Origin of the sequence: Apibacter sp. B2966, from assembly GCF_011082485.1 — a bacterium.
Classification (GTDB): Bacteria; Bacteroidota; Bacteroidia; order Flavobacteriales; family Weeksellaceae; genus Apibacter.
Genome location: NZ_CP049714.1, coordinates 813,456 through 827,790, shown reverse-complemented (window position 1 = coordinate 827,790; position 14,335 = coordinate 813,456). Strand labels below are relative to the sequence as shown.

General features: G+C 31.4%; 9 protein-coding genes. 6 read left to right on the top strand and 3 right to left on the bottom strand.

Annotated elements, in window-relative coordinates:
• The first annotated feature begins 140 nt into the window (after positions 1-140).
• The 4 genes from G8C43_RS03540 to G8C43_RS03525 all read left to right on the top strand — a co-directional run bounded on the left by G8C43_RS03540 (position 141) and on the right by G8C43_RS03525 (position 7,214).
• Positions 141-2,462, top strand: coding sequence for an ATP-dependent helicase (locus tag G8C43_RS03540; RefSeq protein ID WP_166004222.1), 2,322 nt, complete (start codon positions 141-143; stop codon positions 2,460-2,462).
• A 680-nt stretch (positions 2,463-3,142) separates the two neighbouring features.
• Entirely contained in the window at positions 3,143-4,582 is a 1,440-nt protein-coding gene (locus G8C43_RS03535; protein WP_166004220.1) for a catalase, read from the top strand.
• Between the two features lie 85 nt (positions 4,583-4,667).
• Positions 4,668-5,147 (top strand): ankyrin repeat domain-containing protein, encoded by a 480-nt coding sequence (locus G8C43_RS03530; RefSeq protein WP_105297932.1) that lies wholly within the window; start codon positions 4,668-4,670, stop codon positions 5,145-5,147.
• 135 nt (positions 5,148-5,282) lie between these two features.
• Positions 5,283-7,214 (top strand): site-specific recombinase, encoded by a 1,932-nt coding sequence (locus tag G8C43_RS03525; protein ID WP_166004218.1) that lies wholly within the window; start codon positions 5,283-5,285, stop codon positions 7,212-7,214.
• 59 nt (positions 7,215-7,273) lie between these two features.
• Here G8C43_RS03525 and G8C43_RS03520 read toward each other — a convergent pair whose 3' ends face one another.
• The 3 genes from G8C43_RS03520 to ribA form a co-directional block, all read right to left on the bottom strand.
• Positions 7,274-8,830 (bottom strand): S8 family serine peptidase, encoded by a 1,557-nt coding sequence (locus G8C43_RS03520; RefSeq protein WP_166004216.1) that lies wholly within the window; start codon positions 8,828-8,830, stop codon positions 7,274-7,276.
• A 19-nt stretch (positions 8,831-8,849) separates the two neighbouring features.
• Positions 8,850-10,097, bottom strand: a complete 1,248-nt coding sequence (gene pepT, locus G8C43_RS03515) for a peptidase T (RefSeq protein ID WP_166004214.1) — start codon at positions 10,095-10,097, stop codon at positions 8,850-8,852.
• Positions 10,098-10,363: 266 nt separating this feature from the next.
• Positions 10,364-10,954, bottom strand: coding sequence for a GTP cyclohydrolase II (gene ribA, locus G8C43_RS03510; protein WP_166004212.1), 591 nt, complete (start codon positions 10,952-10,954; stop codon positions 10,364-10,366).
• 157 nt (positions 10,955-11,111) lie between these two features.
• Between ribA and G8C43_RS03505 the strand changes: the two genes are divergently transcribed.
• Together G8C43_RS03505 and guaA are read left to right on the top strand one after the other, a co-directional pair.
• Positions 11,112-12,290 carry a sigma-54-dependent transcriptional regulator gene (locus tag G8C43_RS03505; RefSeq protein WP_166004209.1) on the top strand — a complete coding sequence of 393 codons (1,179 nt, stop codon included), beginning with the start codon at positions 11,112-11,114 and terminating at the stop codon, positions 12,288-12,290.
• 497 nt (positions 12,291-12,787) lie between these two features.
• Positions 12,788-14,320: a glutamine-hydrolyzing GMP synthase gene (gene guaA, locus G8C43_RS03500; RefSeq protein WP_166004206.1), complete on the top strand. Its 1,533-nt coding sequence runs from the start codon at positions 12,788-12,790 to the stop codon at positions 14,318-14,320.
• The last annotated feature ends 15 nt before the right edge of the window (positions 14,321-14,335 follow it).

Below are 14,335 nucleotides of genomic sequence, written 5' to 3'. Positions count from 1 at the left end.
AATTCTCTGATTAGTTAAAATCAGAGAATTTTTTTTGAATTAAAATTGTTAACACTATAAATTGAAAAACTTTGAAATTTAATTTACCATCAAAATCACTATATAGAAATTTAATGAATAATTCCTAACTTTGACTTCGTATGAAAGATTTATTTGCAGATTTAAACGAAGTTCAAAAACAGGCAGTTAGTACAACAGAAGGCCCCTTAATGATAATAGCAGGTGCAGGTTCAGGTAAGACCAGGGTTTTAACTTACAGAATTGCCCATTTAATAGATAAAGGAGTAGATTCCTTTAATATTCTTGCGCTTACATTTACGAATAAAGCAGCACGAGAAATGAAAGAAAGAATAGCTGCATTAATTGGAGGAACTGAAGCTAAAAATTTATGGATGGGAACATTTCATTCCGTTTTTGCGAGAATTTTACGTGCAGAAGCAAATAAATTAGGGTTTCCTTCTAATTTTACTATTTATGATCAACAGGATTGTCTTAATGTTATAAAAAAAATAATAAATGAACTACAGCTTGATACTGATATATATAAACCCAAACAGGTTTTAGGACGCATATCAAGTTACAAAAATAATTTAATCACGGTTCGTGCATATTTTAATAACCCGGAATTAATTGAAGCAGATACTGCCGCTATGCGACCAAAAATTGGTCACATATATCAAGCCTATGTAGATCGTTGTTTCAAATCGGGAGCGATGGATTTTGATGACCTTTTGCTTCGAACCAATGAATTGCTTACCCGTTTTCCGGAATCCTTAGCCAAATACCAAGACCGTTTTCGCTATATTATGGTGGATGAGTATCAAGATACGAATCATTCACAATATTTAATTGTAAAAGCACTCGCATCCAGATTTGAAAATATATGTGTGGTTGGAGATGATGCGCAATCTATATATGCATTTAGGGGAGCAAATATTAGAAATATCCTAAATTTCAAAAAAGATTATCCGGATGCCAAAATAATTCCTCTGGAACAAAATTATCGATCCACACAAATTATTGTGGAAGCAGCGAATGAGGTGATTGCCAAAAATAGGGATCAACTTGAAAAAAATGTATGGACGCAAAATCCTTCTGGAGATAAAATTCCAGTTTATAGAGCTCTCTCGGATGCAGATGAAGCAAATTATGTAGCATCAGAGATATTTTCATTAAAAATGTCTCAACAGAAAAAAAATAAAAATTTTGCCGTACTTTATCGCACCAATGCCCAATCAAGAGCTATAGAAGAAGCCTTACGAAAGAAAAATATATCGTATAAAGTATTTGGAGGACTTTCTTTTTATCAAAGAAAAGAAATTAAGGATCTCTTAGCCTATTTAAGAATATTAGTGAATCCAAAAGATCAGGAGGCCCTATTAAGAATTATAAATTATCCTGCCAGAGGTATAGGAGATACAACTGTCAATAAGCTAATTGTAGGAGCAGATCAACAGCAAAAGTCTTTGGATGAAATTCTGGAACAGATTGAGTTTTTAGGAAATTCTTTAGGATTAAACAAGCCAACCATTGATAAATTAGTCAACTTTTGGACTATGATTAAAAGTTTTCAGGTTTTACTGAAGACGGAAGACGTATATGAAGTTGCCATGAAAGTTGCCGTTACCTCAGGAATTCTAAAAACATTAAAAGAAGACGACACACCTGAAGGAATTTCAAGAGTAGAAAATATACAAGAATTATTAAACAGTTTACAAGGATTTGTAGATGAACAAAGACAGCTGGATGAAGGAGATCCTAGTTTAAATTTTTTCCTGGAAAATATAGCTTTAGCTTCAGATTTAGATTCAGGTGAAGAAGATGATGATAAAGTTTCATTAATGACGATCCATTTAGCCAAAGGGTTGGAATTTCCGGTGGTTTTTATAGTTGGTTTAGAAGAAAATTTATTTCCTTCTCAAATGTCATTAAACACCCGTCAGGAATTAGAAGAAGAAAGAAGATTATTTTATGTAGCATTAACCAGAGCTGAAGAAAAAGCCTATTTCACGTACGCTACCACACGTTTCAGATGGGGTAAAATAGTGGATGGAGAGCCGAGTAGATTTTTGGAAGAAATCAGTGAAAAGCATTTGGAAGTTTTAAATATCAGTTTTACGAATTCGATAAGAAATAATTCGGGATTGAACTCGGATATCTTTGCCGATGATTTCGCACCTAGATATCCTAAAGGACCCAGTCCTGTTTATCAGAAGTCGAAAGATCCGATTAAATCACCACAAAACTTAAAGCCCATATCTAATGCAAAATTAGCAAATCCGGTAGGAGGTTCGGTTGCCAATTTAAAGATAGGAGATCATGTCTTGCATGACCGTTTCGGAAAAGGTACTGTAGTATCAATTGAAGGGGATCCCGAAAATGCTAAAGCACTTATAAATTTTGAAAATGAGGGAGATAAAAAATTATTGTTAAAATTTGCTAAACTCAAGGTTTTAGAATAAATAACTATTTTCAAAAATATATTTAATCTTTTTGCAAAAAAAATTCACACCATAAAGAAAGAAAAATTAATAATAATATGTAGTTAAAGAAAACGGTTGATAAAACCGTTTTTTTTTGTTTAATCGTTTTGAATTATTTTCACTTTATTTAAAGTTGCGGATTTCAATAAAATATCTATGAATGTTGACTTACCTAATTTTAAAATTTAATATCTAAATAATTCAAATTACCTATTCTTATGTCTTTATAAAATATTAAAAATGAAATATCTAATATAAAAATGGGTAAGATTGTAAAAATTATTTTTTTAATTTTTAAAGGAAATTGAAAAATTGATTTATTTAAACGTTAAAATTTTATATTACTAACAAAAATCATATAATTTTTATTAATTACTATAATATCATGTTTTATTATTATAATCAATATAATATTTGTTATATGTGTTTTAATATGTTAATTATACTGTTAATATTTTTTTATATACACAATGTTAAAATTTAAAAGTGAAAATAATATTGGATAATAATTTGTAATTTGGCATAGTAATAGCTATATTGCATATAAATATTATAATATGAGGAATATTTATACTATATTAAAATCAATCAATTGATTTGATGTAAAGGTTTATTAAACACTCAAAAAAAACTTTATTAACACTTAAAGAGCAATTCAAATGAGCAACGAGAAGTTGACTACTACTGCTGGAAATCCGATAGCTAATAATCAAAAATCATTGACGGCAGGCTTAAGAGGTCCGGTTCTAATACAAGATTATCAACTAATTGAAAAATTAGCCAATCAAAATAGAGAACGTATACCGGAGCGAGTAGTTCACGCTAAAGGTTGGGGGGCTTTCGGGACCTTTACGGTGACTCATGACATTACCCGCTACACACGGGCAAAAATCTTTTCAGAAATCGGGAAAAAGACCAGAATGTTGGCACGTTTTTCTGTGGTTGCAGGTGAATCAGGAGCATCAGACTTAGATAGGGATGTTAGAGGTTTCGCACTTAAATTTTATACAGAAGAAGGAAATTGGGATATGGTTGGAAATAATACACCGGTATTCTTTATTAGAGACGGTTATAAATTTCCTGATTTTATACACACACAAAAAAGACACCCTAAAACAAATTTAAGATCAAGTGAAGCCATGTGGGACTTCTGGTCATTGACTCCGGAAAGCTTACATCAAGTTACCATATTGATGTCAGACCGAGGTATACCTAAAAGCCCGATGCATATGCATGGATTCAGTTCACATACTTTTTCGTTTTGGAATAATAATGGAGAACGTTTTTGGTTTAAACTTCATTTCAAAACTCAACAAGAGATACAAAACTTAACCAATCAAGAAGCACAAGATATTACCGGTAAAACCAGAGAATATTATCAAGAACAATTATTCGGGGCAATCGAAAAAGGAGATTTTCCCAGATGGACCGTTTATGCTCAAATCATGCCGGAAGAAGATGCCTTAAAAACTCCTTATAATCCTTTTGATTTAACAAAAGTATGGCCTCATTCAGACTATCCTTTAATTGAAATTGGAGTTATGGAATTAAATGAAAATCCGAGCAATTATTTTCAATACATTGAAAATGCAGCATTTTCACCATCTAATATAGTTCCCGGAATATCCTTTTCACCGGACAAAGTTTTACAAGCCAGAATATTCTCTTATGCTGATGCGCACCGTTATAGATTAGGAACTCATTATGAGTTTTTACCGGCAAATCATCCTTTATCAGAGAACAATCCCTATTATAAAGACGGACAAATGCGTTTTTTTGAAAATTTAAACGAAAATCCGGATGCCTATTATGAGCCAAATTCTAAAAATGGACCGGTTGAAGATCGCTCGTTTCAAGAACCGCCTTATAAAATCCATGGTGATATAAATCGTTTCGAGGAAAATGATACTTATGGTGATTTTAAGCAACCCGGAGACTTATTTAGATTATTTACGGATGAAGAAAAACAGAGGCTTTTTAATAATATCAAAGATGCTATGCAAGGAGTATCCAGAGAAATAATCGAAAGACAATTAAAATTATTTGATCAAGCAGATCCTGAATACGGAAATGGTGTTAGAAAAGCACTTGGAATTTAAAAAAATACACTAAAAATTAATATTCACTAATAAACTTTTACTCTGCCGAAATACTATTCGGCAGATTTTCTTTAATATTTTTTATATGGGAAATCCAGAAGTATTATTTCAAGCAATAAGAGATAACAATTTAGATCTTGTAACTGAAATTTTGAAAAAAGATTTATCTCTATTAACTTATAAAGACAGACGCGGTTATAATCCTTTACTTTTAGCTACTTATTATGGTCATGAGGAAATCGTTGATTATTTATTGGAATTTGATTCTAGGGTAGATGAAAAAGATGCTTCGGGTAATACCGCATTAATGGGAGTATGTTTTAAGGGGTTTGATACCATTGCAGATAAATTAATAAATGCTGGCGCAAACGTTAATGAAACTAATTACAGCGGAGCTACTGCATTAATATATGCTGCATCGTTTAATCGGCCTTCTATAGTTAAATTATTATTAGAAAGTGGGGCAGATCCATCGATCGCAGATTTAAGAGGAAATACTCCGGCCATTCATGCAAAAATTCAAGGTTTAAAAGAAATATCCGCTTTATTGGAAAAGATATATTAACTTTATAGATTCAATATATTTATTTTTACTTGTATATCGTATAATTAATTTATGACGATATGCACTTGTTCATAGAGTTTACAGATAAAAATATAATATATAAAATGAGATGTTAAAGTTAGTCGGAAAATAAAGATGGAAGAAAAATTAATTAAGATTTTAAATAATAGAGAAGAGCGTAATTTTTTACTGAGTTTGCTAAAATACGGTAGGAAAAATTTTGATAACTCTATTGATTTTATAGACTATATTACCAACTTATTACATACTAATGATTCTATAAAAGAAAAATTTATCGGGCGTCTTATTCCTTTATTCAGGAATATATACATGCAGAAATTTTTAACGGATTTTGGAATATTTACTAATGATAAACTGATATCATTATTTTTCAGACAAATAGGTAATAAAATTTTACCTCAAATTTCTGATGACCAAACGCTGCTCTCATTAGCTAATGAAGTTCTTTATTCTAATGTAAACCATAATTTCATGAAATTGATTCCGCTGGACCGATGGGAAAAATTTTATGAAGTTTTATTTAACGATGATGTAATTATTTGTAATAGGGGATATGTAATTAAACAAATCAGAGAAGGAGCACTCATATTAATTGACAGGGTTATAGGAGGAGCTGCGGATACTGAAGTTTTTAAAATGAGTTACATAAGAAATATTGAAGAAAACCCATTTCAAAAATTAACAAGCAGTCTTATAAAGATATTACAAGATCATGAAATTATAAATCAAGAAAAAATAGATACTTTATCCGATCAAATCAAATTATGTAAAATTTACTTAGATAATATCATTGATCAAAAAGAAAGTAAAGGTATATCTTTACCGATTACGATTAAAGTAACTTGTTTAAGACAACAATTGGATCGTATACTTATACTTTTAAATGCTCTCTATCTACTGGATAATAAATCTTTATCCCTTGCAATGGCTAACATTACTAAAAAATTATTGGGTATATACTCAACAAAAAGTAGTGTTACGAACTCATTTCAAAGTACACTTTATGTAGTCGCTTCTTTAGTAACATGGCACAATAGACAAGCGGGTAAAAAATACATAACCAATACATCAAAAGAATACATCCAAATGCTTTATTCTGCAATGGGAGGAGGTTTTTTGGTGGCTATCTTGTGTTTTATAAAAGCTCAAATAGGTATGCGTACTTATACGCCTTTTATCCAAGCCTTATTTTACAGTCTAAATTATTCCTGGGGATTTGTTTCTATATACTTAATTCATTGGACCTTAGCAACCAAACAACCCGCCATGACAGCGGCTACATTGGCTCATGCTTTAAATCAAGATGAAAAATCTGCCAATGATTATACAGAGTTCGGATTGTTATTTTCAAGAATATTCAGAAGCCAATTTATCGCTTTTATAGGTAATGTTTTTGCAGCTTTTATTGTTGGCGTAGGTTTATATTACTTTTTGTCGTATTTTACAGGAATTCAGTTATTGAACTTGCATAAAGCAACCGATTTTAGAGATGAAGTAGTTCACCTTGATTTTAGAATTTTTTGGTTTGCTTCCATTGCCGGACTATTTTTGTTTATATCCGGCTTAATATCAGGAATCACAGAAAATTATACCCGTTATCACAATATACCGGAAAGGCTTTATAATCATCCTTTACTAAAACGTTTTGTCAAAGAAAAAAGAAGAAGGAGCTGGGCCAATTGGTATAATAAAAAAATAGGAGGTATTTCGGGAAATGTTTTTTTAGGTTTTTGTTTGGGCAGCGCATTTCTGATCGGTAACTTTTTAGGCGTACCTTTCGATATTCGCCATATTACATTTTCAGGAGGTAATTATGCAATGGCCTTATCATTTTTTAACTTTGATATTTCATGCGGAGACTTTATTTTAGGATTTATAGGAATTTTCGGGATAGGATTATTTAACTTTCTGGTAAGCTTTTCGTTATCATTATGGGTTGCTATGAAATCCGTTAATGTGCCGACTAAAGAAATGGGAAAAATACTTTATTCTGCATTAAAATTATTTATAAAAAATCCGGCTCGTTTTTTCTTGCCGATAGAATAAAAAAACAACTTTCAGAGATCTTCCGAAAGTTGTTTTTAAATCCATTATCTCTTAGGATTTTATTTTATAATACTTATTTTCTTGGAAATTTTTTTACCGTCATCTAATTGAAAATGTATAAAATATATTCCCGGTTGGGAGATATAAAAGCTATCACTAGTCAATCCGTTAATAGTTTTAGATTGAATAATCTGTCCCAAATTAGTAAAAATGGTAATTTGTGTAGTATTTGAAGGAAAATCACAAGTAAATTTATATTTAGCCGGATTGGGATATATTTTTACGCTTTTTTTATTTAAATCATTATTTTCATCGATAATTTTTTCAGAAAGAGCACGATAAGCATTGATTCTTCCATATCCGTAATACTTATCCCAACCGGGGGTATCCTCTAAAGGATTGCCCATTTGATCGTCAGCTGTTTTTTCAATAATAGCTTTAATATCGGCGGGAGTTCTTCGTGAATCTTGAGCCAAAAGTAGAGAAGCTAATCCCACAACATGAGGAGTAGCCTGTGAAGTGCCACTTAAGCAATTATTTAGATTAAATATTGAATTATCATATATACTGCAAATAACATCTCCGGGAGCTACTACAGAAATATGATTTCCATAATTACTTCCGGAATTTAATGTGCGAAAAAATGGATTAGAACGATTAGATTCAGCATTTATAGATCCAACCGCAATAACACCGGGATAGGCTGCGGGATAATTCTCCTGAATGCTATTTTCATTTCCCATAGCTGCTACTACGACCACATTATTTTTTATGGCTTTTTCAATTGCTGTACTCATTAATTGGGAATAATTTCTACTTCCTAATGACAAATTAATTACTCTTGCGCCATTATCAACGGCGTAATGTATTGCATTGGCAATAGCAGTTGTATACCCGGAACCGTCGTTATCCAAAGTTTTTAGAATCATAAGCTTACAATACCAATCAATTCCGGCAAACCCCATACCATCATTAGCATTTGCTGCGATAATACCTGCTATATTGGTTGCATGGTCATTGGTGGAAGATAAGTCGTTTGGGTTTTGATTCTCGATAAAATTTTTACCTATATTAGACCAGAATCGGTTTTTAAGTTCCGGATGATTTACATTTAATCCTGTATCAATTATTGCCACAATTATAGAATCGCTCCCTTTTTCTATTTCCCAGGCTTTTTCCATATTTATATCCGCTCCTATTTTGGAAGGGTAATTATTTATAGCGGTTGAAATCGATCCGTCATTATGTAATCCCCATTGATATTTATAATACGGATCATTTGGGTGAACAGTTGCAGATTGAACTTGAGTAGTGTAAATATAGTCCGGTTCGGCGTATTCAATTTCTCCGGTTTTATAATATTCTTCAATAATTTTTTTTAAATCAGAATGTTCCGGAAATTCTACGGTGTAAATGGTATTATGGTCTTTTTCGCTCAGTACGATTTTCTCTGCTTTACCCGACGAAAATAATCTATTTATGCCGGATACTTTATTCGCGCGATTCAATTCTCCATGAGAACTATCTTTCAGCTTAACAATAATTTTGTTACCTGTTTGAGCATTTATAAAAAGTAGAGAAAAAAGGTAAAAAAGAACAGCATATTTTTTTTTCATACGGAGTGAATTTTAATTTTTACTTTATATTTTGAGAAATCTCTATTATTACTTGAGTTGCTTTAATCATAGATTCTAAAGGTACAAATTCATAAGGTCCGTGAAAATTAAGACCTCCGGCAAATATATTCGGACAAGGCAATCCCATATAGGAAAGTTTCGAACCATCCGTGCCTCCTCTGATTGCTTTAATGTTAGGGGTAACTCCAACCTTTTCCATTGCGGTTTTTGCAATGTCAATGATGTACATTTTATCTTCAATTTTTTCCTTCATATTGAAATATTGATCTTCTATTTCAATCTTAAAAGTTCCCTCGCCGTATTTGGAATTAAGTTTCGTGCTAACATCCTTCATAAAGGCTTTTCTTGATTCATATTTTTTGAAATCATGATCTCGAATGATATATTGCAATTGAGCTTTTTCAACGTTACCGGTAATTTTCGTCAAATGATAAAATCCTTCATAGCCATCGGTATTTGCCGGTGTTTCATCTGAAGGCATGGCACTTGCAAATTCAACAGCCAGTAAGCCCGCGTTAATCATTTTTCCTTTAGCAGATCCGGGATGAACACTTTTACCGGTAATTGATATGACAGCTCCTCCGGCATTAAAATTTTCAAATTCCAGCTCGCCAACTTCACCGCCATCTACAGTATATGCCCATTTAGCACCAAATTTTTTTACATCGAACAAATCGGCACCCTTTCCAACTTCTTCATCGGGAGTAAATCCAATGGCTATTCTTCCATGTTTAATTTCGGGATGCTGTAATAAATATTCCGCAGCGGTTACTATTTCTGCAATTCCGGCTTTATCGTCAGCTCCTAGTAAGGTGGTTCCATCGGTAGTTATCAAAGTTTCTCCCATATGATCTTTAAGCTCAGGAAATTCAGTAACTTTTAATGTAAAACCGGTGACTTCATTTAAAAGTAAATCATTACCATCAAAATTCTTCCAAATTTTAGGTTTTACGTTTTCTCCTGAAAAATCAGGTGAAGTATCATAATGAGATATAAATCCCACGGTTGGTATTTCTTGAGAACTGTTTGAAGGAATAAAACCCATAACATAACCGTTTTCATCAATGGAAACATTTTCCAATCCTATGGATTTTAATTCATTGAAAATGTAGTTGGCTATATTCCATTGTCTTTCAGTACTGGGTATTTTTTCTATACCTGCTTCGCTGGTAGAATGAAAGCTAACATATTTTAAAAAACGATTAAGAAGTTTATCTTCCCAATGTGAGGTTAAATTTGTTGACATTATTTAATAGATAGTGATAATTTCATCAAATTTATAAAAAAATATATTTGTTATTAAAAGATTTAATAAATGATATAGATGAACTCTAAACTTTTTATTGGGTCTAATGGAATTAAATAATTTAATTAGTTACATTTTTAATTAAAATCTTTGGATTTCAATTTGAATGAAAACCCATATTCCCTAAAATTTAGTATAAAATATAAAAAATAAAATAAATACTCACGTTGTAAATAATTTTCCTTTAATGGAGTAAATATATTTTTTTAAGAAATATTATTCAGAAAATGACCGAAGAAATCCTTTTTAGTTTTTAAATATTCTAAATTTTCTTTTTCCGGATTAATTTCAAGAGGGATTCTATGGTTTAATTTAATCGAACTATCTTTTATAAACGATATCTTTTCCGGATTATTAGTTAATAAATTTACAGATTGGATACCCAAGTCCTCCAAAATTTCCACGGCAATTTTAAAATCTCTTGCATCGGCAGGAAATCCTAATTCAATATTAGCTTCAGCAGTATTGAGACCTTTGTCTTGAAGATTGTATGCTTTAAGTTTGTTAATAATTCCGATATTTCTACCTTCCTGTCTTAAATAAAGGAGAACCCCACCATTTTCATGGATATATTTCATGGCTGCATCTAATTGCTTTCCACAATCACATCGTTTCGAATGAAATAAGTCCCCTGTAATGCATTCAGAATGTATACGAATATTTACGGTTTTACTTAAATCCGTATTTTTACTGATCATTGCCAGATGAGGCATCCAATCGTTTTCATTTTCCGAATATGCTATTATTTCGAATTCTCCCCATTCGGTGGGTAAATTAGCTTCCGCTTGTCTTTTCATCTTCATTATTTACAAATAGCAAAATTAATACAATTATTGATATGTGAAATTGAGAGTATTTATTAACATTATTTAGGATAAATCTAAATGAGTAACTATATAGCAATCAATTTTTAACCTAAAAGCAGTATCTTTGTATGTACAAATAAATTAATTTATGACAAAAATTTTAATTGTTGAGGATGAGGAAACTATACGAAGAGTTTTAAAAAACATACTGCTTGAAGAAAATAAAAAATTTGAGATTGATGAGGCTAAAGATGGATTGGAAGCTAAGCAATTAATTGACAAGAATGAATATGACCTTGTAATTTGTGATATCAAAATGCCAAAGATGGACGGTGAGGAATTATTATGTCAGGTCATGAAAGAAAAACCTTTATTGCCCTTTATTATGATTTCGGGACACGGTACTATTGAAATTGCAGTTGATTGTATTAAAAAAGGGGCTTTTGATTATATTCCTAAACCCCCGGATTTAGGCAGGTTATTAAGTGCAGTAAGAAACGCATTGGATAAGAAAAATTTGATCACTGAAAACCAAAAGCTATTTTCTCAGAATAAAATACTAAAGAAGAAAGTAAGCAAGAAGTATGAAATGATCGGAATTTCTAAAAAGCTAAACGAAATTAAAGAAATAATTGATAAAATAGCTGCAAAAGATGCCAAGGTATTAATTACCGGTCCCAATGGTACAGGTAAAGAATTGGTAGCTCATTCCATACATGAAAAAAGTGATCGAGCCGCAATGACTATCGTTGAAGTAAATTGCGCTGCTATCCCTTCTGAATTAATTGAAAGCGAGCTTTTCGGTCATATGAAAGGATCTTTTACGGGAGCAGTAAAAGATAAGCAAGGTAAATTTGAATTAGCTGACAAAGGAACCCTGTTTTTAGATGAAATAGGTGATATGAGTTTATCAGCTCAGGCAAAAGTTTTAAGAGCTTTACAAGAGGGAAAAGTTAGCAGAGTCGGTAGTGATAATGAAATTTCTGTAGATGTACGTGTAATTGCTGCAACGAACAAAAATTTAAAAGAAGAAATTAAACAAGGAAGATTCAGAGAAGATTTATATCATAGATTGTCTGTTATTGAACTAAAAGTTCCGGCATTGAAAGACAGAATTGAAGACATCCCTCTGTTAATTGAACATTTTTCAGGAATTATTGCAGAAGAACAGGGTTCTAAAGTTAAAAAGTTTGATAAAGAAGCTATTGAATTATTAAAAACTTTTGAATGGACCGGAAATATCCGAGAATTAAGGAATGTTGTGGAGAGATTAATTATTTTGGGCGGAGATACAATCACTAAACAAGATGTTATAAATTTTTGTTAATACTAATCAAGCTAAAAAGACTTTTATTTTATAAAATCTATAATTTTATTTTCTTTTACTAATTTTAAATTGTATAATATAAATTAAAATATATTCATATAAATATATTTAATAGGGCTAAATATTGAATTATTTATGTTGTTTTAAATAATTATTTGGTTTTAATTAATTGTAGTCAATAGTGCTATAAATTAAGTGCATTTTACCATAATTTAACATATGTTTATTATATGGAGTAAATATGTTATAAAGCCGTAAATGCTGAATGTAGAGATCTATTATAAATTTTTTAAATTTGCAAAATTTTAAAAATAAAACTCTGTTTAATTTAAAATTCAGCCGGAACTCATTTTGAAATATTTAAACCAATGATTCAAAAATATATACATTAATTTCAGTTTAGTAAAAACTGATTTTAAGTACATATACATATCATAAGGTTTTTAATTTAAATAAAGTTCATCGGTGGCATTAAAAATATATTTATACGATACTTAATGAAAAATGGAATTATCATTTTGGATTTCGGTTCCCAATATAATCAATTGATTGGACGTCGAATCCGCGAATTTGGTGTATACTCTGAAATTTTACCCTACTATACTCCATTAGAAGAAATATTATCACACCAGCCTAAAGGAATTATACTTTCCGGAGGACCTTCGTCCGTTAATTCAAAGGATGCTCATCTGGTTGAAAAGGAACTATACGAGCAAAATATACCCGTTTTGGGAATTTGCTACGGTATGCAGGTTACGGCTAAAATTTTAGGAGGCGAAGTATCGGAAGGAATAAAAGGAGAGTATGGGAAGTCTGATTTTAAAATTGTTAAGAATACTCCGTTACTGACTAATTTACCTGAAAACTCTACAGTATGGATGAGCCATTTTGATGAAGTAACTAAATTACCTGAAGGTTTTGAACTTATTGGAACATCCACTAATTCTATAGCATGTATTGCTCATGAAAATAAAAAAATATATGCTGTTCAATTTCATCCTGAGGTTTCCCACAGTGACTATGGAGAGCAAATATTAAGAAATTTTGTTTTTGATATTTGTCAATGCAGTAAAAACTGGGAGATTTCTGATTTTATAGAAACAGAAGTCAGAAAGATCAGAGAGAAAGTTGGCAGCAAAAAAGTAATGCTCGGACTTTCCGGAGGGGTAGATTCTTCTGTTGCAGCTGTTTTAATACATAAAGCCATAGGAAATCAGCTTACCTGTATTTTCGTTGATACGGGCTTATTGCGTAAAAATGAAGGAGACAAAGTGATGAAAGTGTACGGAGAGCATTTCCATATGAATATAAAAAGAGTAAATGCAGAAGAAAGGTTTTTCTTTAAACTTAAAGGTGTAGATGAGCCGGAAAGAAAAAGAAAAATTATTGGTAATGAATTTATACGAGTTTTTGAAGAAGAAGCTTTTAAAATGGAAAATATAGATTTCCTTGCTCAAGGAACTATATATCCCGATGTAATAGAATCCAAATCTATAAAAGGACCTTCAGCAGTAATCAAGTCACATCATAATGTAGGCGGATTACCTGATGAACTTAATCTCCAATTATTAGAACCTTTGCGAGAATTATTTAAAGATGAAGTTAGAAAAGTGGGTATTGAATTAGGCATTCCAAAAGAATTGGTATACCGTCATCCATTCCCCGGACCCGGTTTGGGAATACGCGTGATAGGTGAAGTTGATGAAGAAAAAGTAAAAATTTTACAGGAAGCAGATGATATATTTATTGAGGAATTAAATAAACACGATTTATATGATAAAGTAAGTCAGGCATTTGTAGTTCTTTTGCCCGTGAAATCGGTTGGGGTTATGGGGGATGAAAGGACTTATGAGTATACAGCAGTGATACGCTCAGCCAATACTGTTGACTTTATGACGGCTACTTGGTCAAAATTCCCTTACGAATTTTTAGAATTGGTTTCTAATCGTATTATCAATGAAGTTAAAGGTATAAATCGCGTGGCCTATGATATTTCTTCTAAACCACCGGCTACTATTGAATGGGAATAATAAAATAATATATAT